This is a genomic window from Pantoea sp. JV6, from assembly GCF_025910055.1.
GTDB classification, from domain to species: Bacteria; Pseudomonadota; Gammaproteobacteria; order Enterobacterales; family Enterobacteriaceae; genus Pantoea; species Pantoea agglomerans.
The window spans coordinates 144,308-165,584 of sequence record NZ_JAPCIM010000018.1 but is presented as its reverse complement, the minus strand read 5'-3'; the positions used below and the strand labels follow the sequence as shown (position 1 = coordinate 165,584).

The 21,277-nt window shown below is 58.0% G+C and carries 11 protein-coding genes and 1 pseudogene; 10 read left to right on the top strand and 2 right to left on the bottom strand.

From position 1 onward, the window contains the following. The first annotated feature begins 46 nt into the window (after positions 1 to 46). Together yieH and OK412_RS17545 are read left to right on the top strand one after the other, a co-directional pair. Complete coding sequence (yieH, locus tag OK412_RS17550; protein ID WP_010258939.1) at positions 47 to 706, top strand: 6-phosphogluconate phosphatase; 660 nt, start codon at positions 47 to 49, stop codon at positions 704 to 706. Between the two features lie 11 nt (positions 707 to 717). After that, the gene (locus OK412_RS17545; protein ID WP_264353397.1) at positions 718 to 1,650 is read left to right on the top strand and encodes a GlxA family transcriptional regulator; all 933 of its coding nucleotides are present in this window, start codon (positions 718 to 720) and stop codon (positions 1,648 to 1,650) included. On the opposite strand, the gene OK412_RS17540 is transcribed toward OK412_RS17545, so the two are convergent. Beyond that, a complete protein-coding gene (locus OK412_RS17540; RefSeq protein ID WP_264353396.1) occupies positions 1,635 to 2,630 on the bottom strand; it encodes an acyltransferase in 996 nt (331 codons plus the stop codon). The two genes, OK412_RS17545 and OK412_RS17540, sit on opposite strands and share 16 nt — an antisense overlap. Before the next feature lie 221 nt (positions 2,631 to 2,851). Between OK412_RS17540 and glyQ the strand changes: the two genes are divergently transcribed. The 5 genes from glyQ (at position 2,852) to OK412_RS17515 (ending at position 18,648) form a co-directional block, all read left to right on the top strand. Continuing rightward, positions 2,852 to 3,763 carry a glycine--tRNA ligase subunit alpha gene (gene glyQ, locus OK412_RS17535; RefSeq protein ID WP_010258942.1) on the top strand — a complete coding sequence of 304 codons (912 nt, stop codon included), beginning with the start codon at positions 2,852 to 2,854 and terminating at the stop codon, positions 3,761 to 3,763. A gap of 9 nt (positions 3,764 to 3,772) precedes the next feature. Beyond that, entirely contained in the window at positions 3,773 to 5,842 is a 2,070-nt protein-coding gene (glyS, locus tag OK412_RS17530; protein ID WP_010258943.1) for a glycine--tRNA ligase subunit beta, read from the top strand. Positions 5,843 to 6,219: 377 nt separating this feature from the next. After that, complete coding sequence (locus OK412_RS17525; RefSeq protein WP_264353395.1) at positions 6,220 to 7,950, top strand: ShlB/FhaC/HecB family hemolysin secretion/activation protein; 1,731 nt, start codon at positions 6,220 to 6,222, stop codon at positions 7,948 to 7,950. A 58-nt stretch (positions 7,951 to 8,008) separates the two neighbouring features. Next, on the top strand, positions 8,009 to 18,286 hold the full coding sequence (locus OK412_RS17520) for a hemagglutinin repeat-containing protein (protein ID WP_264353394.1): 10,278 nt from the start codon (positions 8,009 to 8,011) through the stop codon (positions 18,284 to 18,286). Beyond that, positions 18,283 to 18,648, top strand: a complete 366-nt coding sequence (locus OK412_RS17515; protein WP_182505102.1) for a hypothetical protein — start codon at positions 18,283 to 18,285, stop codon at positions 18,646 to 18,648. The genes OK412_RS17520 and OK412_RS17515 overlap by 4 nt, the downstream gene beginning before the upstream one ends. A 49-nt stretch (positions 18,649 to 18,697) precedes the next feature. On the opposite strand, the pseudogene OK412_RS23480 reads toward OK412_RS17515, so the two are convergent. Next, positions 18,698 to 18,778: pseudogene (locus OK412_RS23480) on the bottom strand (type I toxin-antitoxin system SymE family toxin); the annotation flags it as partial. Between OK412_RS23480 and OK412_RS17510 the strand changes: the two are divergent. The 3 genes from OK412_RS17510 to OK412_RS17500 all read left to right on the top strand — a co-directional run bounded on the left by OK412_RS17510 (position 18,741) and on the right by OK412_RS17500 (position 20,544). Then, positions 18,741 to 18,992, top strand: a complete 252-nt coding sequence (locus OK412_RS17510) for a hypothetical protein (protein WP_182505103.1) — start codon at positions 18,741 to 18,743, stop codon at positions 18,990 to 18,992. The pseudogene OK412_RS23480 and the gene OK412_RS17510 sit on opposite strands and share 38 nt — an antisense overlap. Before the next feature lie 301 nt (positions 18,993 to 19,293). Then, entirely contained in the window at positions 19,294 to 20,337 is a 1,044-nt protein-coding gene (locus OK412_RS17505) for a VENN motif pre-toxin domain-containing protein (protein WP_413629124.1), read from the top strand. Between the two features lie 9 nt (positions 20,338 to 20,346). Next, a complete protein-coding gene (locus tag OK412_RS17500) occupies positions 20,347 to 20,544 on the top strand; it encodes a hypothetical protein (protein WP_033759390.1) in 198 nt (65 codons plus the stop codon). Positions 20,545 to 21,277 lie beyond the last annotated feature (733 nt).

Here is a 21,277-nt window from a genome sequence, read left to right as displayed (position 1 = left end):
TGCGGTAGAGTGTGGAGCACACCCCTGAATCGAAGGATAGAGTCTGATGTCAGTAGAATGCGTCTTTTTTGATTGCGATGGCACGCTGGTGGACAGTGAGTTGCTCTGTACCCAGGCCTACGTCAACACCTTTGCCCGTTACGGCCTGGAACTGTCGCTGCAGCAGATGTTTGAAAAGTATAAGGGCGTCAAACTCTACGACATTATTCGTGACGTCGGCGACGCGCATCAGGTGACGCTGCCGATGGAAGAGGTGGAGACTGCTTATCGCGCAGAGGTCGCGCGGCTGTTTGATCAGCAACTGCAGCCCATCCCGGGCGCGAAAGCGCTGGTTGAGCAGATCAAGGTGCCGATGTGCGTGGTTTCAAACGGGACGGTAAAAAAGATGCAGCACTCGCTGGGCTTAACCGGCATGCTGCCGCTGTTTGCGGAGCACCTCTACAGCGGCTATGACATTCTGCACTGGAAGCCCGATCCGGAACTGATGTACCACGCTGCGGAACAGATGCAGGTGCCGATTGAGCGCTGCATTCTGGTGGATGACTCCGAAGCGGGCGCCCGCGCCGGTATCGCCGCCGGCATTCCGGTCTACTACTACTGCGCTGACCCGCACAACCCTGAACTGGATCATCCGCTGGTGACGCGCTTCGACGATATGGCGCAACTGCCTGCGCTGTGGCGCGCCCGTGGCTGGGATCTGGTATAGCCCGGGCCAGCATGACACACACCGTCTGGTTTTTAACCCTGCCCGGCGTGATGGCGCTGGATCTCACCGGCCCGGCCGAGACGCTGAAGCTGGCGGGCGAGCACTTTATGCTGCGCTACATCGGCCCGCAGCCGGAGGTGGTCTGCTCCACCGGCATGACCATTGGCGGCATCGAACCGTTACCGGAACAGTTGCCCGCCGGGAGTCTGCTGGTGGTGCCTGGCGTCTATGACTCGCAGGTCTGTTACGCCACGCCGCAGGCCGGAGAGGCTCGCGACTGGCTGATGCGCCAGCACGGCGCGCTGCGCGCGCAGACCTTTATGCTGGTCTGCGTCTGCTCGGGTGCGCTGCTGGCGGCGCAGGCAGGCATGCTGGATGACGTGCTCTGCACCACCCATCATGATGTGATTGCCCGCCTGAAAGCCGCAGCCCCGCGCGCACGGGTGCAGGAGAACCGGGTGTTTGTCGGGCATGAGAATATCTGGACCAGCGCAGGCATCACGGCGGGAATCGATCTGGCGCTGCATCTGATTAATCAGCTCTGTGATACGCAAACCGCGCTGGCGGTAGCGCGGGAGATGGTGGTCTGGTTCCGCCGTGCCGGTGACGATCCGCAACTTTCGCCGTGGCTGCGTTACCGCAACCACATGCATCCGGCCATTCACCGGGCGCAGGATCTGATGACTGCCCATCCGGAGCACGGCTGGACCCTGACCGAGCTGGCTGGACGCACGCATGTCAGCAGCCGCCATCTGGCGCGGCTGTTTCGCCAGCATCTGGGGATTAGCGTGCGTGAATACCATGAGCAGCTGCGGGTTGGCGTGGCACGCCAGCGTCAGCAGCAGGGTGAATCTGCCGAAAAAGCGGCGCTGGCGGCGGGGTTTTCATCGGCGCGCCAGCTACGGCGCGCCCGCCAGCGTGACGCCGATCAGCTGACAAAGTGACGGGTATCGACGCGTTTCAGTGCCATACCCAGCAGCAGGCTGCCGCCCAGCGTCAGCCCGAATACCCAGGGCAGGTCGAGCCACGGACGCGACATATCATCGTAATGATGCGTTCGCAGGTAGTGAATGAACAGCGCATGAAAGCCGTAGATCGGCAGTGAATAGCGCGCAATCACCGTTAAACCGGGCAGCGTGCGCTGGTTCAGGCTGTTTTTAAACACGATGAGCAGGCTGATCGCGGCAATAAACACCAGCGGTCCGCAGTAGAGATACCAGGTGTCATTAAACGCCCCGTTGACGATCAGCGCCTGTTTTGTCCCCAATGTAATGCCAATCACACAGGTGATAAACAGCCCGGCAGCCAGCGGCGTCAGACCACGCCGGGTCGTCTCCATGGTGCCGATAGCCCGTCCCAGCAGCGCATAGAGCAGGTAGTAGATACTGTCACCGCTGACATAGAGATTAACCGGCAGAAAGTGAAACGGCCCCAGCGACTGGCTGACCGTATTGGGATTGGCGAGCACCGCCAGCACCAGCACCAGCAGTACCACGTAGCGCGCCTGCACGGTTTTTACCTGGATCAGGGGCGACAGCAGATAGATGCCGATCAGCGCAAAGAAGAACCACAGGTGATAAAACACCGGCTTCTGCAGCATCTTCAGGATTGATCGCCCTTCGCTGATGGGGGTCAGCCAGGTAATATAGGCCAGCGATACTGCGCTGTAGAACAGCAGACAGAGCACCAGCCGGAGCATATGGCGCGGCTGGGCGCTGCGTTCGCCAAAAAACAGATAGCCGGAGATCATAAAGAACAGCGGAACACAGACGCGTGATGCTGAGTTCAGCAGATTAGCCGCATCCCAGGTGATGCCAGTCACCGCCATCGGCCCGGTGATATACCAGGTGGTGGTGTGAATCACGATCACCATCAGGCAGGCAACCGCGCGTAAATTATCGATCCAGTAAATCTTATGCGGCATGGCATCCTCTTGCGCATCGCGTCCGTGCGCAAAAGGGTAGCCAAATGCGACCGGAGCAACAACTGCTGCCAGCAGGATTCGGAGCCATCTGTATGCCAGCGCCCTGAATCACCGCGAAAACGCGCCGGTAGCGCCTGGGATTTACGGCTGCACATCGCGCGGTCAAAGGGTATACTGTCGGCCTCTTTTTTTAATCTAACCGAAGCGCGTGCACACTCAACATGCAAAAGTTTGATACCAAAACCTTTCAGGGGCTGATCCTGACCTTGCAGGATTACTGGGCGCGTCAGGGCTGCACCATTGTCCAACCGCTGGACATGGAAGTGGGCGCTGGCACTTCACACCCGATGACCTGCCTGCGCGCACTCGGCCCGGAGCCGATCGCCGCCGCTTACGTGCAGCCATCACGCCGTCCTACCGATGGCCGCTACGGTGAAAACCCGAACCGCCTGCAACACTATTACCAGTTCCAGGTGATCATCAAACCCTCACCGGACAACATTCAGGAGCTCTATCTTGGCTCGCTGAAAGAGCTGGGTATGGACCCGACGGTGCATGACATTCGCTTCGTGGAAGATAACTGGGAAAACCCGACGCTGGGTGCCTGGGGACTCGGCTGGGAAGTGTGGCTCAACGGCATGGAAGTGACGCAGTTCACCTACTTCCAGCAGGTTGGCGGCATGGAGTGTAAGCCGGTGACCGGCGAGATCACCTACGGTCTGGAGCGTCTGGCGATGTACATCCAGGGCGTCGACAGCGTTTACGATCTGGTGTGGAGCGACGGTCCGCTGGGCAAAACCACCTACGGCGACGTGTTCCATCAGAACGAAGTGGAGCAATCCACCTATAACTTCGAATACGCCGACGTTGATTTCCTCTTTACCTGCTTCGAGCAGTATGAGAAAGAGGCGCAGCATCTGCTGGCGCTGGAAAAACCGCTGCCACTGCCCGCCTACGAACGCATTCTTAAAGCGGCACACAGCTTCAACTTGCTGGATGCCCGCAAAGCGATCTCGGTAACAGAGCGTCAGCGCTATATTCTGCGCATTCGTACCCTGACCAAAGCCGTGGCTGAAGCTTACTACGCCTCTCGCGAGGCAATGGGCTTCCCGATGTGCAATAACAAAAAGTAAGAGGCAGCCATGACTGAACAAACCTTCCTGGTGGAGATCGGCACCGAAGAGCTGCCACCAAAAGCCCTGCGCAGCCTGGCAGAAGCCTTTGCCGCGCAGGTAACGGCTGAACTGGATGCCGCTAACCTGAGCCACGGCGAGGTCAGCTGGTTTGCTGCGCCGCGTCGTCTGGCGCTGAAAGTCGCCAACCTGAGCGCCTCACAACCCGATCGGGAAGTAGAGAAGCGCGGACCGGCGATCTCTGCTGCGTTTGACGCTGACGGCAACGCGACCAAAGCCGCTGAAGGCTGGGCGCGTGGCAACGGCATTACCGTCGATCAGGCTGAACGTCTCGCCACCGATAAAGGCGAATGGCTGGTTTATCGCGCTCAGGTCAAAGGCGAAGCGGCTCAGGCGCTGCTGCCCGCAATGATCGCTACCGCGCTCAGCAAGCTGCCGGTGCCAAAACTGATGCGCTGGGGCAACAGCGATGTGCAGTTCGTTCGTCCGGTTCACACCGTGACGATGCTGCTGGGCGATGAGCTGATCCCAGGCACCATTCTGGGCATTAAGTCAGATCGGGTTATTCGTGGTCACCGCTTTATGGGTGAAAGCGAAATCACGCTCGACAACGCCGATCAGTACCCTGATGTGCTGGAAAAACGCGGCCAGGTCATTGCCGACTATCAGGTCCGCAAAGCGATGATTAAAGCCGATGCTGAAGCAGCAGCACGCCGTTTAGGCGGCAACGCTGATATCAGCGACAGCCTGCTGGAAGAGGTAACATCGCTGGTGGAGTGGCCGGTGGTCCTGACCGCGACCTTTGAAGAGAAATTCCTCAAGGTGCCTGCGGAAGCGCTGGTCTACACCATGAAAGGCGATCAGAAGTATTTCCCGGTGTATGACAATGACGGCAACCTGATGCCGAACTTCATTTTCGTCACCAACATCGAATCCAGCGATCCGCGCCAGATTATCTCCGGCAACGAAAAAGTGGTACGTCCACGCCTGGCCGATGCGGAGTTCTTCTTTAATACCGACCGCAAAAAGCGTCTGGAAGATCACCTGCCGCGTCTGGAGACGGTGCTGTTCCAGAAAGAGCTGGGCACGCTGCGCGATAAAACCGATCGCATTCAGGCCCTGGCGGGCTGGATTGCCGGTGAAATTGGCGCAGATGTGAATCACGCCACCCGCGCGGGCCTGCTGTCGAAGTGTGACCTGATGACCAACATGGTCTTCGAGTTCACCGACACCCAGGGCGTGATGGGCATGCACTACGCGCGTCACGACGGCGAAGCCGAAGATGTGGCGGTGGCGCTGAATGAGCAGTATCAGCCGCGCTTTGCCGGTGACGATCTGCCGTCCAGCCCTGTCGCCTGTGCACTGGCGATTGCCGATAAAATGGATACGCTGGCCGGTATTTTCGGCATTGGTCAGCATCCAAAAGGTGACAAAGATCCGTTCGCACTGCGTCGTGCGGCGCTGGGCGTGCTGCGTATCATCGTTGAGAAGAACCTGCCGCTCGACCTGCAGACTCTGACCGAAGAAGCGGTGCGCTTGTATGGCAGCAAGCTGAGCAACGCCCGCGTGGTGGATGATGTGATCGACTTTATGCTGGGTCGCTTCCGCGCATGGTATCAGGAAGAGGGTCACAGCATCGACACGCTGCAGGCGGTTCTGGCGCGTCGTCCGACCCGTCCGGCTGACTTTGATGCACGCATGAAAGCGGTGTCGCACTTCCGTACGCTGGAAGCAGCCGCAGCACTGGCGGCGGCGAACAAGCGCGTCTCTAACATTCTGGCAAAATCGACTGAAACGCTGAATGAGAGCGTGCAGGCGTCGCTGCTGAAAGAGAATGAAGAGATCCAGCTGGCGACCTTTGTCACTGCGCTGAGCAGCAAGCTGCAGCCTTACTTCGCTGAAGGTCGTTATCAGGATGCGCTGGTCGAACTGGCACAGCTGCGTACTGCGGTAGACAACTTCTTCGATAAAGTGATGGTTAACGCCGACGATCAGGCGGTGCGGGTTAATCGCCTGACGCTGCTGTCAAAACTGCGTGAGCTGTTCCTGCAGGTCGCGGATATCTCGCTGCTACAGTAATGCTATTTGTTGTGCGAAAAAGGGACGAGCAATCGTCCCTTTTTTTATGGGATTTTTTTGGCCTGATGTCTTCGACTCATACCTGAGTGTGACCGCTATAGCGGCCATTTTTTAGGGTGCAAATGAATACGCTAAAGTGCTCAAACTGCCATTGCCGGTCATCAGGAATCGGCTGTTGTGATGCGCCAGATTATAAATGTTTCATATATATCAAATGGTTACTTGTTAATTTTTCTCCTGTCATACTCTAAATTTTTTCATCAATCCGGTGGTTAAGAAACCGCCCTAAAAATAGCCAGCCCTCTTGTTTTTCCCCTCTCCTGATGGATAATTCGCCAGAATTTACACCCGGTTACATTTAGTGAAATGGAATTTTCATGAAAAGGATTTGTTTATCGCTCTGTCATCCGCCAGTGCGTCTGCTCGCCATGGTGGCAGGCGCGCTGCTCTGCTCTGCTTTCCCGGTGATGGCAGCTCCGCCAGCCGATAACCTCCGTGAAGAAGGCCAGGCGATTGATGCCCGCGAGCAACTGCGTCAGCAGACGCGCGAGCGCGTGCTGCAACAGCAGAATGCGCCGCAGGCGAATGAACATCTTCCCCGTCCTGATAGTCGTCTGCCCGGTTATCCTGCCAGTGAGCAGCCCTGCTTTACCATCAATCAGATCGTCCTGACTGGCGATGAAGCCAGCCGTTTTCAGTGGGCGCTCGACGCCGCCGCGGATGCCACCGGCCGCTGCCTGGGCGGACAGGGCATCGTGCTGGTCATTAACAAAGTGCAGAATGCAATTCTCGCCAAAGGCTATGTCACCACCCGCGTCATGGCACAGGAGCAGGATCTGACTAAAGGCGTATTAACGCTGACGTTACAGCCGGGCCGTATCAGCAGGATCCGTTTTGATGAACCGGTTTCCTGGCGTGGACGGCTGTGGAATGCGATTCCGGCGTCATCGGGCGAGATATTAAATCTGCGGGATATTGAGCAGGGGCTGGAAAACTTCAAGCGGGTGCCCAGTGCCAGTGCCGACATTAAAATCGTGCCGGGCGAGCAGGAAGCCACCAGCGATCTGCAGGTCAACTGGCGCGAAGGCAGACCGGTGCGGCTCAGTCTGGGACTGGATGACAGCGGCTCCAGAAGTACCGGGCGCTACCTCGGTTCCGCCACCCTCGCAGTGGATGCGCCCTTTGCGCAGAACGATCTGTTTTACGCCAATATTGGCAAAAATCTGTTTGAGCATGGGCCGTTCGGTAACCGCTCGCACACCCTGAATTACTTTTTCCCGATAGGCTACTGGGCCGTTTCCGCCAACTACAACGACTACACCTATCACCAGAACATCCCCAATGCCAATGAGGTGCTGCGCTACAGCGGCAAGAGCGATAATTTCCAGCTCACGGTCTCCCGGTTGCTCTACCGCGATCAGTCGAACAAAACCACGCTTAATCTGCTTGGCTACCGCAAACATTCCACCAACGCCGTCAACGATATCGACATTGTGCAGCAAAAGCGGCGCACCGCGGGCTGGGAACTGGGCCTGAATCAGCATAGCTATCTGGGCAGCAGCACGCTGGACGCCAGTATCGCCTGGCGGCGCGGTACTGGTGCGTTTAATGCGCTTCCTGCACCAGAAGAGTCGCGTCATCAGGGCAGCGCGCGTACCGGCATATTGCTGGGCGACCTCGGCATCAACCATCCTTTCGCTGTGGGCGAGCAGCCCTGGCGGGTCTACAGCAGTGTGCGGGGCCAATGGAGTCCGAATGCCCTGACGCCACAGGAGCGCATGGCGATTGCCGGCCGTTATACGGTACGCGGCTTCGACGGTGAACAGATGTTGTCGGGGGAAAAAGGACTGCTGTGGCGCAACGAAATTGGCTGGAATCTTTTCTCGCACGGACATGAGCTCTATCTGGCTGCCGATTATGGCCGGGTAAGCGGACCTGCGACTCGCGACCTGGTCGGACATCAACTGGCAGGCAGTGCAATAGGCGTACGCGGCGCGCTCTGGGGGCGCTTCAGCTACGACCTGTTTGCGGGCATTCCGCTTTATAAACCTGCGGGATTTCATACCTCAGGCGCGACGGCGGGTTTCAGCGTTAACCTGGAAATCTGACCACCAAAGCGGGCGATCCCGCTATCTGAACTGAGTGACTTTCACATGGATGTGACCCATGAATAAACATTGCTATCGCATTATCTTCAGCCGCACCCATGGGGAACTCCGGGTGGTGTCAGAACTTGCCCGCAGTTGCAGCACGGAGCCCGGTCAGAGCCGTGGCAACGGCACGCCGCGTCTCTGGGTCACTTTACGCCGCGCGGCGTGGCTGCTGGGAATGGCCCTGTTTGCCGGGCCTGCAATGGCGAACGGCATTGTGGCGGATAGCAATGCTACGCCAGGACAGCGGCCGGACGTCATCGCCACCCAGAACGGGCTGCCGCAGGTTAATATCACCGCCCCCAATCAGGCGGGTATCTCGCATAACCAGTATCAGCAATTCGACGTCGCGCAGAACGGCGCCATCCTGAATAACTCCGCAGTGATGACCTCAACACAACTGGCCGGAATGATTCAGGGCAACCCGAATCTCAACCCAAAGACCCCAGCGGCGCGGGTGATCATCAACGAAGTAAACAGCAATAATCCCAGCCAGCTGCGCGGTTATATGGAAGTGGCGGGCAGACGGGCGCAGGTGATCGTTGCCAACCCGGCCGGGATTGTCTGTAACGGATGCGGCACCATCAACGCCGGCCGCATGACGCTGACCACCGGCAAACCACAGCTCAACGCTGACGGCAGTCTGGCGGGTTATCAGGTCGAACGCGGCGTGGTGCGCATTGAAGGCGGCGGACTCAACGGCGATCCCCGTCATGATACTGAGTATGTTGACGTACTGGCCCGCGCGGTGGAGATCAATGCGGGCGTCTGGGCCAAAAAAGAGCTGGCGGTGGTGGCCGGTCGCAATCGCGTAAGCGCAGACGCACAGACGGTCACACCGCTGGCTGATGACGGCAGCGCCAGACCTGAACTGGCGATCGACATGGGGCAGATGGGCGGCATGTACAGCGGCCAGATCCGCATGATAGGCACTGAAGCGGGCGTCGGCGTGCGAAATCAGAACGCTCAGGTGCAGGCGGGCAAAACGCTGGTGGTGAGCAGCGAAGGTAAGCTTGTCTGGCAGTCGGCGGCGCAGGATGGCGTGACGCAGGCCGGAGGCGACATCAGTCTTGCGGCCAGAGAGGATATCGATTATCAGGGCAAGCTCCACAGTGGCGGTCAGCTGACGGTCCGGAGCCGCGAAGGCGGAATCACTCAGTCCGGCACCCTGGCGGCGGCAGGTGATGTGCGGCTGACGGCGGCCCGCAGCATACAGAGCAGTGGACACCTGCTGGCAGGCAGCGATGCCAGCAGCCAGGTTGTGCAGGAAGCGAATCTGCAGTTGGAGAGCCAGGATACCATTCGTGCCAGCGGCAGCCTGCTGAGCAAAAAAGAGGTCAGCGCACGCGGACGCCGGGTCGATCTCAGTGGCGCTCAGGTCGCCGCCAGCCGCGCCACCCTGACGGCTCAGGATGAGGGTGTTGCCGTGCGTCAGTCGGTGATTAATGGCACGGAGCTGGTGATTAACACCTCAGGTGACATCGAGGCGCAGCAGGCGCAGATCAGCGCCGGGCGCTGGCAGATCGATGGACGCAGCCTGTTCAGCCAGCAGGCCGGATGGTCACAGACCGGAAGTGGTGAAAGCCGATTCACCCTGAGTGGTGGGCTGGATAACAGCGACGGCAATATTGAGAGCCGGCAGCTCAGCTTCCGGGCCGCATCCCTGAATAACCAGCGTGGACGCATGGTCGCACTCGACAATGCCGCCCAGAACTGGCGGATTGACGGTCTGCTCGACAACACCTCGGGTGAGCTGGGTAACAACGGCGATCTGACGCTTGAGACAGGCAGCCTGACTAACCAGGATGGCACCGTCAAAACTCAGGCCGCGCTGGCTATTAATGCCAGTGCGGCTGTTAACAACAGTCAGGGTAAGCTGCTGGCCGGTAATGCGCTGACGCTCAGTGCGGGCGGTGATCTCGATAATCACGCTGGCACCCTGAACGGCGGGCAGCTGTCGCTGACCGCACAGCATCTGAATAATGCGCAGGGTGAAATCGTCAGCCAGCGCGATCTCGACCTGACGACACTACAGGGCCTGGATAACAGCAATGGCTGGATCGAAGCGGGTCATCATCTCTCACTCAACAGCGGCGGACTCTGGCAGAACCGCGACGGAACGGCACAGGGCGGTGAGCGGGTCACGGCGGCGGCAGATCAGCTCAATAACGCCAGCGGCCGGTTGCAGTCTGGCGGTGATCTGGACCTGACCAGCCGTGGCGATATCCTCAACCAGAGCGGCAAACTCACGGCGAAAAATGCCCTCGCGGTCCATGGCACCGCAGCGACGCTATTTGATAACGATGGCGGATCTCTGCAAAGCGGCGGCGATCTGCTGCTGCAGGGCGGCGCACTGAACAATCGCCAGTCAGGACAGATTCTCAGCCAGCAGGCGCTGACGCTGAACCTGGCGGGCGACTGGGACAATCAGGGCGGCACCCTGACCGGTAATGGCCGCACGCAGGCCAGCGCCGCAAATCTGTTGAATGCTCAGGGCGCGATCAATGCGCTGGATACGCTGGATATGCAGGTTGCTGGTCGTCTGGATAACAGCAATGGCCGCATCTTCAGCCGGTTAAGCCAGACGCTTCAGGCGCAGGAGATGGGCAATGCGCAGGGCTGGATGGGCAGCCAGGGAAGCTGGACTGCCACGACTGCCGGTTTCGATAACACGGCGGGCAGCGTACAAAGTCAGCAGCAGGCTGAACTCTCGGCGAACTGGCTTAGTAACGCCAGCGGCGTGTTGCAATCGGCTGCTGGCATGGCGTTACGCATTGAGCAGGATATCAACAACCTGGCCGGTAAAGTCTCTGCTCAGCAGCAGCTTACCGTTCAGGGTCAGACCGAAGGCAGCCGCACCGGTAACATTAACAATGCGGATGGCCAGTGGCTGGCTGGTGAGGGGCTGACTATTACCGCTGCGCGTATCGATAACACCCAGGGCGGTCTGCTCTACAGTCAGCGGCAGTTGAAGCTGAATCTGGCCGGGGATCTGGATAACCAGGCCGGTAAGATGCAGAGCGGCGAAGCGTTCCAGCTGGATGCGCAGACGCTGAACAACGCAGGCGGCAACATCGACAGCCAGCAACAGCTGACACTTCAGCTGTCAGGGCAGTTTGATAACAATGGCGGCGCGGTACGCAGCAATGGCGGACAGCAGATCAATGCCGCAACGATCAATAACCGTCAGGGCGTGTTCAGCAGCCGTGAAGCGATTAATCTGACCACCGGGCAGCTGGAGAATGCCAGCGGCACACTGATCAGCCAGGGCGCGGGAAGTTATCACGTCGGCACGCTCAATAATCAGCAGGGCAAAGTCCACAGCGGCGCGGCGCTGACCCTTGAAGCCGCACAACTGAACAATCAGGGCGGCCAGCTTGTCGCCACCCAGGATCTTGTGCTGAACGCCACGGCGATCGATAACCGTACCCAGGGTGTGATCAGCAGTCAGGCGGGGCTCTCACTGCAGGCCGATCGCCTTATCAACCGCGACGGCGGTCTGTTACTCGGTACCACCTACAGCGACATTACTGCCCGTGATATCGATAACAGCGCCGGACGGCTGCAAAGCGCCGGAACGCTCAGGCTGCGCGGTGTTGCACAACTGGACAACCGGCAGGGAAGGGTGCTTGCGAATGGCGATCTCATTCTCAACGGTGATCTCTCACCGACTGATTCACCGCTGGTGCTGCTCAATCAGAGCGGACGGCTGGAGAGTGCTGGCGCATTAAACATCCATGCACACTCTTTCGATAATCAGGGCGGCACGCTGCTGGGCCTGCAAGCTCTGACGCTGAGCGCGCAACAGGACTACACCCGCCAGGCGAGCGAAACCATCAGCAGTCACGGCACGGTGACTGTCTCTCTGAGCGGGGCGTTTACTAACCTGGTGGACTGGCTGCTGCCGGGTAATCTGGTGCTGAATGCGGCAGGCATAACCAACCCGGCGATGCTGGTGGGCAAAACAGTTCAGCTTACTACCGTTGCGCTGCTGAACAGCGGGCGTCTTGAAGCCGACGACCTGACGCTGAATGTCGACTCGCTGGATAACCGTGCCACCGTGATAGGCGATGAGGTCACCGTGCGTGGCCGGGTGATCGACAACCACGGACAGCCTGCGGTCATTGCGGCAACTCAAAACCTGACCCTGCAGGCCCGCGAGCGGCTGAGCAACACAGATGGTGCGCTGCTCTATAGCGGCAATCGCCTGTCATTGCATAGCGATGACCTGATCGAGAACCGGGCGAGCTTTATTGAAGCGGACGGTGATATGACGCTGGAGGCGCGGCGGCTCAATAACCTGCGCGAAGGGCTGGTGATAGAGCGTGAGGCTGAGACCAGCGACTACAAGTGGCATCGTTATAACTACTACTGGCGCTCGTTTGGTACGACGATAATGCCCGATAAAAGCAGTATGGCACCGTCCACTCAGCAACTGACTTTCCAGGATGAGGCCGCGGCGCAGAGCAATCCTTACGGCACCCTTCTGGCGATTGACGCGGCGGGCAAACGCGCTCAGGTACGGGTCATGAACAATCAGGGCGTGCTGACCGATCTGTGGGTTAACTATCTGGCACTGAACCCCAGCGCCGATGGCACGTATGCCATGACGTTCTATGAAACGCGCGGATTTAAGCAGAAAAATGTGCCGACTCCTTACCAGAACACCGTATGGCGTGAACATGACCGTGGTCGTATCGAACAATGGGACCCTGAACAACATATCGATATCAATAACGCCCTCTTTATCAGCGACTACAGCGCCTTGCGTGAGCGTAGCGTAACCGGCACCCTGACGCGTGACAGACTGGTCAATGAAGGTATCGGTGCACGTATTCTGGCGGGTGGCGACATGCTCCTGCGCATCACCGGAGCGTTACTTAATGATGCCAGCGTGATCACGGCTAACGGCAATCTGACACTGGATGGCGGCGGAAGCATCGACAACCGGGGCTATTCGATCAATGAGCGGCGGCAGGAAGTTATTGTCGATCATTACGACAGAAGCACGCGCCACTGGTATCCGACCTTCAATTCCGATGAGACCACCGCCCTGGCAACCGTTGACGGCATCATTACCGGCAACGGCAACGTCAGCATTAACGGGGCCAGCATCAGCAATACCACCGTTAATCAGGCACAGATAAGCCAGCTTGAAGCGGCGCTGCAGGCAGTGGACGCTGAGCGCGCTGAGTATGAACGTAACCCACTGGCCTTTACCGTGGACGGGGTCGCCCGCCATGACGGCGACACAGAACTGACGACGGGTAATAACACAACGGGTCGCCCACTGTTACCGGCTGAACTGGCCCTGACGGCGCTACAACAGCTGGAGAAAGTCGCCACAACCATCCCCAATAATGGTCTGTTCAGCCAGCATACCGCGGCGGGCAGCCCGTATCTGATCGTGACTGACGAGCGTTTTACCAGCAAGAGCAAATTTATCAGCAGCGACTATCTGCTTGAACGGGTGGGTTACGATCCGTCACAGGTGCATAAACGCCTGGGCGACGGTTTTTATGAGCAGCGTCTGGTACGCGAGCAGGTCCTGAAACTGACCGGCAGGCCTTCCGTTAACGGCTGGGATGCGATGGCGCAGTATCAGGAGCTAATGAACAACGGCTCTAAAGTGGCGCAGGATTTCCATCTGGTGCCGGGCGTGGCGTTGACGCCGCAACAGATTGCGGCGCTGCAACAGGATATCGTCTGGCTGGTCAGCGAAACGGTTGATACGGCAGACGGCCCTCAGACGGTGTGGGTGCCGAAAGTTTATCTGGCACAGACCACGCTGCGCCTGACTGGCGCGGGCGCGGTGATTGGCGGCGGTAATCTGCAGCTCTCGGCAGAGAGCGTGACTAATGCCGGTAACCTCTTTGCGGACCAGGCGCTCTCCATCGACAGCGGGCAGTTTCAGCACCTGGGTGGCGACATCACGGCGGGCAGCATTGATGTGAAGGCGGAGACGCTGACGATCAGCACCGATCTGCAGAATGCCCTGCGTCAGGCGACGATGAGTGCTGAGGATATCAGCCTCAGCGGTACCGATATCCGGCTGCAGGGCGCGAAACTCAATGCCACCAATAACCTCAGTCTGAGCGCGCGCAACAACCTGGAGATCGGTGCCGCGAAAAGCAGTCACAGCGGCAGCCTGAGCGTTATCTCCGGGGCGATGGGTAACCGCACCAGCAGCGGCATAGAAGAAGCGGGCAGGCGCATGGCGCAGGTCAGCGGCGAGTGGCAGCAGGCGCAGGGCAGCGAGCTTAACGCCGGTGGCAATCTTCTGCTCTCGGCCGGGCGTGACCTGACGCTGACCGGTAGCCAGGCCAGCGCCTCCGGCTCTGCCCGGGTTCAGGCTGGCGGCGACATTCACATCGGCGCTGAAACCACCACCAATGCCACCCATCTTGAGGCTGGCAGCCGGACTTCATCGGTCAGCAACAGCCGCACGGAAGATCGCCTGGTGCTCAGCACCCTGAGCGGTGACCAGGGTGTGACGCTGGTGGCGGGTAATAACCTGCTGGCCGAGGGCGCGCAGGTTGACAGTGCCGAGGGCCGCATTGGCGTCAGCGCGCAGAACGTTACCATTAAGGACGCGCGTACCCGCACGCAGGACCTGGACAGCGAGAACAGGCGGCTGGGTAATACCCGCAGTCATCGTGACGAGGAGACGATTCGCGAGGGCAGCATGGGAAGCACCTTCGGCGGAGAACAGGGCGTAACGGTCATCGGGCGTGAGGGGGACGTGACGGTCACCGGCAGCACGCTGCACAGCGGACAGGGTGCTGTTGCGCTGCAGGCGAAAAAGGATGTCATCCTCAACCACACGACAGACAGCGAGCACCGCGTCTCAGAAGAAAAAAGTCGCGGTCGGAAAACTAAAGGTGAACGCTCAGAGGAAATGCTGAGTGAGAACGTGGTGGGGAGCACGCTCAGTGGACGTGATGGCGTCACGGTGGTAGCGCAGGACGGCAGCATCACCGCCACGGCCAGCACTCTGCACAGTGAGCTGGGGGCCGTTACACTGCAGGCGAAACAGGATGTGACCCTCAATACCGCCACCGAACGGGCATTGGACTTTAGTGAAGAACGTTCTGAGAGAAAAGGCTTCCTGAAAAAGAGCAGCAGCCACACTATTACGCAGGACGGCAGCACGCGCGAGAACGGCAGCCTGCTGAGCGGCGAAAGCGTCACGGTCATCGCCGGACGCGACCTGACGGTGACCGGCTCGGCGGTGGCCGCAGACCAGGACGTCAGTCTGCGGGCCGGACGCGACGTGGAGATCGGCGCGGCAACCGAGACCGACAGCCACTACCAGCTGAAAGAAAAGAAAAAGAGCGGGCTGCTGGGCAGCGGTGGCATCGGTTTCACCATCGGCAAGCAGTCCACGCGGCACGAAATTGATGAAAAAGGCACCACCCAGAGCCAGAGCGTCAGCACCATCGGCAGCAGCCAGGGCAGCGTGGACATCACGGCGGGCAACCGGCTGCACGTCGGCGGCGCAGACCTGGTGGCGGGTAAAGACATGAACCTGACGGGCGACAGCGTAACTATCGACCCGGGCTTTGATTCACGCAGCCGTAAGGAAACCTTCGAACAGAAACAGAGCGGTCTGAGCATCGCCCTGTCAGGCACGGCAGGCAGCGCGCTCAACACGGCGGTGAGCACCGCGCAGCAGGCGAGGAAGTCGGGCGACGGGCGGGTCAGCGCGCTGCAGAACACCCAGGCGGCGCTGAACGGGGTGCAGGCGGCGCAGGCGGCTCAGATGGACGGGCTGAACACTGCCGCCGCGGACGCGCACAATGCAGCCGGCGACCTGAAGCCCGGGCAGGACGGCTATCAGGCGGGATCGACCAACACCATCGGCGTCAGCGCCTCGTACGGCAGTCAGTCGTCGAAAAGCGAAACGCGAACTGAGAGCAGTCAGTCGCAGGGCAGCACGCTGACGGCGGGCCGGAATCTGACCGTCACGGCAACCGGCAAAAACGGTACGGCGCAGAGCGGCGACATCAGCATCGCCGGCAGCCAGCTGAAGGCGGGCGGCGATCTGAGCCTGGATGCGTCGCGGGACATCCTGCTGCAGTCGGCGCAGAACACGCAGAGTACCGACAGTAAGAACAGCAGCAAGGGCGGCAGCGTCGGGGTCGGTATCGGCGTCGGGTCAGGCGGCTACGGCATCAGCGTGTCGGCGAGCATCAACGCGGCGAAGGGCAGCGAAAAAGGCAACGGGCTGACGCACAGCGAAACCACGCTGGACGCGGGCAACCGGCTCAGCCTGACCAGCGGGCGCGACATCACGCTCACGGGCGCGCAGGCAAACGGTGAGAGCGTGAAGGTGGACGCGGGCCGCAACCTGACGCTGACCTCAGAGCAGGACAGCGACCGCTACGACAGCAAGCAGCAGAGCGCCAGCGCGGGCGGCAGCTTTACCTTCGGCTCAATGACCGGGTCGGCGAACGTGAACGTGAGCCGGGATAAGATGCACAGCAACTGGCAGAGCGTGGCGGAGCAGACCGGGATTTTTGCGGGCAAGGGCGGCTTTGACGTCACGGTGGGTGAGCACACGCAGCTGAACGGGGCGGTCATCAGCTCGACGGCCTCCGCCGATAAGAACCGGCTCGACACCGGCACGCTGGGCTTCGGCAATATTGAGAACCACGCGGAATATGAGGTGGAGCATCAGAGTGCGGGCATGAGCACGGGCGGCAGCGTGGGCGGTCAGTTCGCCGGGAACATGGCGAACGGCATGCTGGCGGGGCTGAACGACAGCGGCAGCGCGGACTCCACCACGAAGGCGGCGGTGAGTGAGGGCACCATCGTTATCCGCGATAAGGAACAGCAGACGCAGGACGTGGCGGACCTCAGCCGCGACGTGGCGAACGCGAATCCGGGGCTGGACGTCATCTTTGCCAAGGAGAAGGAGCAGAACCGGCTGAAGGCGGCGCAGCTTATCGGGGAAATCGGGGCTCAGGCGGGGGATATCGCACGGACGCAGGGTCAGATAGCGGGCCTGAAGGCGAAGGACGACCCGGCGGCGCTGGCGGCTGCGAGGGAAGAGCTGGCTAAAAAAGGGAAGCTGAACCCGACGGCAGATGAAATAGCGAAACAGGCTTACGACACGGCGATGAAGCCGTTCGGCACGGGTTCGTCGCTGCAGCAGGGCATCAGCGCAGTGACGGCGGCAGTGCAGGGCCTGTCGGGCGGGAACGTGGCGCAGGCGATAAGCGGCGCGTCGGCACCGTACCTGGCGGAAAAGATACACGAGCTGACCACGGACGCGAACGGTAAGGTTAATGTCCAGGCGAACCTGATGGCGCACGCGGTGCTGGGTGCGGTAACCTCGTACGCGGCGGGCAATGCTGCGCTGGCCGGAGCCTCGGGCGCGATGATGGGCGAATACATCGCGCAGCAGCTGTATCCGGGGGTTAAGCGCAGTGACCTGTCTGAGGAGCAGCGGCAGACGATAAGCGCGCTGGGTACGCTGGCGGCGGGTCTTGCGGGCGGCGTTGTGGGTGACAGCACGGCGGATGTTGTTGCGGGGGCTCAGGCGGGTAAAAATGCGCTGGAGTTCAACTCGCTGAGTGGTGACAAAGCCCGTGAAACGGCGAAGCAGGTAGCTGAATCGCTGAAGAGTCAGGTCAGGGAAAAGCTGGGTGAGGGCACAACCTCTTCCATCGCCAACGGCATTATTAATGCGCTTGCTGATACCGGCGATGCGGCATTAGGCGGAGCAGATTACGCTGCTGACGCAGCAATGGCGCTGGCGTCGTGCGCGACCGGGGACAGTTACTGCGGTACAGCGCTTAATGACCTGTCCGGTAAGAATCAGGCGGTGGCAGACAGCGTTAAAGCGCTGATGAGTAGTGATACCTGGTCTGCGGTTGCTGATACTATTAAGCAGGCATCCGAAGGGAACCAGGTAGCGCTGGAAGCAACCGGCGGGATGCTGGCCGGGATCATATTGCCGGGTAAAAAAGTCCCACATGTGCCTAATGCTGGAGCCGTAGGAAATATCGGCGAGTTTTTTAAACAGTCTGGCTTTGGCAGCGAAATTAAAGAATTATCTAAGAAAACTAGTAAGCAATATCAGGGGCAAGCTGTCTATAAAGCAAATAAATCGGTCGGTGATTATATTAAAAAGGGTGATCAATTTTACCTAGATGCTAAACATAAAGATCATATTGAGGTTTTTGATAGTACAGGGACAAAAGTAAAAGCAGTCCTTAATCTTGATGGTTCGTTTAATGATGCAAAAACTAAGGCAGCCAGAGCTGAAGGACGGAGGTTACCCAAATGATTGATATTAGTATGCTGGATAAATTCAAAGATGCTTATCTGGAGTTATTAAAACAGAGGTCATCAGAAGAGCTTGATGCAGACGATATTTACTTATCAGAAGATTATTCAATTGTTGAAAGTATTCAGAGAGATATAAATAATCTTAACTTGACAATTGAACTTTTTTTTAATGCGAAAGAAAATAATGACGAGTTAGCAATACAGGCAGCGTTGCTACGTATATCAACTTTCTTATCAGGAATATATGGCGTTTTTTATCAGGCAGGGGAGGATGTTGATAGATTTACCCTGCTTCCAAATACAGAAGATTTTCCTGAAAATTATAAGATCCCAGAGCATTACAACTATCCTGTTAAATAGTAAAAACCCCAGCCAACTGGTTGGGGTTTTTACTTTATAAGTCAGCCAGTTATCCCTCAGTCGCCAGCTGGACGATCAGCTGCCCCGGCCCGGTGATCACCTCGATCTTCTGCCCGGTCGTAAAGCCCATCGCCGGGCGTGAGCTGACGGTGGCCGCCGATCGGGACGTCAGTCTGCGGGCCGGGCGCAATGTGGAGATTGGCGCGGCGACCGAGACCGACAGCCACTACCAGCTGAAAGAAAAGAAAAAAAGCGGCCTGCTGGGCAGCGGCGGCATCGGCTTCACCATCGGCAGGCAATCGGGGCTCAGGCGGGAGATATCGCACGGACGCAGGGCCAGATAGCGGGCATGAAGGCGCAGCAGGACCCGGCGGCTCTTCAGGCGGCGCGTGAGCAACTGGCGGCAAGCGGTAAGCCTTATACGGAAGCCGATATATAGCAGCGGGCGTATGACAACGCGATGAAGCCGTTCGGCACGGGTTCGTCGCTGCAGCAGGGCATCAGCGCGGTGACGGCGGCGGTGCAGGGCCTGTCGGGCGGGAACGTGGCGCAGGCGATAAGCGGCGCGGCGGCACCTACCTGGCGGAAAAGATACACGAGCTGACCACGGACGCGAACGGTAAGGTTAATGTCCAGGTGAACCTGATGGCGCACGCGGTGCTGGGTGCGGTAACCTCGTACGCGGCGGGCAATGCTGCGCTGGCCGGAGCCTCGGGCGCGATGATGGGCGAGTACATCGCGCAGCAGCTGTATCCGGGCGTTAAACGTAAAGACCTGTCTGAGGAGCAGCGCCAGACGATCAGTGCGCTGGGGACGCTGGCGGCGGGTCTGGCGGGCGGCGTGGTTGGTGACAGCACGGCGGATGCGGTGGCGGGTGCGCAGGCGGGTAAGAACGTGGTTGAAAACAATAATCTTGCACTGGTTGCGCGTGGTTGTGCCGCACTTTCACCGTGCCGGAATGAGGTTGCAGAGCAGTTGCTGGAGATTGGTGCGAAAGCCGGAATCACAGGACTTGCCGGAGTGGCCATTAAAGATGTAGCTGATAAAATAACCTCCGACGAACTGGAGCATCTTGTTACCCTGCAAATGATGGGTAACGACGAGATCACAAGAAAGTATCTCAGTTCGCTTCATGATAAATACGCGCCTGTTCATACCGGTGGTGACCAGATAGCTGGGTCAGGTCCAGCCAACACAGGTGGAAATCAGCAGTTAGATCCAAATGATACGCCGACCAACACTGGTAATAATCAGGCTTCAGGACAGGGAGCTACTAATACCGGTAATACGGAAGGAAAACCTGATACTGTTGGGAATATCTTAGTCAATCCGGGAGCTGATCCTCTCACGAAGAAAGACATAGTTTATCTTTCAGAGAATTCAAACAGCAAGATAGATACTGTCATTAATGAGACCTTATCTGGTAAGAAAAACTTCACCAGTTCAACAGCTTTGAGTTCAGATGAAGCGTTAGCTGCTGGTTTAAAATTCTTAGGAACGGGATATAAAGAGATTGGAAAACCAGGATCTGGTGTTTACCATAGTGCTGATGGGACAAAAGAATTTAGGATTGACTCAGGTTCAATTGGTGGTGCCCATGCGCCGGGAGTTCCACACGTACATTTTGGTGTAAAAAATCCTACAACAGGCAAGTATATTTCGAACAACCATGTTCCTTATAAAGACTAAGGAAGCAAAATGCTCTTAAAGAAAGGCATCGTTAATGATGGCGAATATGCTGGATGGGAAATCCAAATTGTCGATGATACAGAGGGTGAAACAGGAGGGTTCTACCTAATTTTAAGTAGCGGAGAGGCTGAGGTTTTTGATTATTGGTTTGAGAAAAGACAGTTCCTAGATAATCAGTTAGCTGATTTTAATGTGGAATGGAATTAGTACAAAAATCCCGGCCAGTTGGCCGAGATTTGTGCTTTTACGCCCTAAAAACCCCATCCTCCCGCCGCCATGACCGACGTGCGCCGGGTGCAGCGGTGGCCTCCTGTTGTTCAGCGTCGGTAATATCGGACTCGATGATCCAGTCGCCATCCATCATCTATTCACCATACCGATATCGACCAACTGGTATCTTCAATCGTAGGTAAAGTGAGGGACAGGAAATTTTTTGTCATTACCGCCATGCCGTGGCGGTAATGACAAAATAACCTGGTCTGGGCTTCGCCCCGAGACCCCAAAGTGGATCAGGTTGAACGGCCCACTTAAAAAACAGGCTTTCCCGTCAATAATCAACTCGCCATTACCTCTGAAAGCGTTTACCCTGGCGCTATGTCCGTAATAAGTATTCGGGAAGTAATGTTAAAAATAGCTGATTCTATTCAATGATTACCTTTGAGTGGGTTATTTATCAGAGCTTGCCATTAGTGAAATTTCAGTGAGTAACTTATATTTAGCAACCTGAGTTGTCATATCACGGCGCATGATGCAGTAAGGTTAATGGGAACGATAATGGCTGGGTGTTTTTAGCAAAAATCCAATCAGTGATGTTAATTGAATGATGATCCTGCAGAACGATTAAATATTATTGTATAGCGTAAGCGTTTCAGGATGTTGTAGAATCACATGATTATTAAAAGGTTAATATAAATAAAAGACGATTGATTTAAGTGATTTT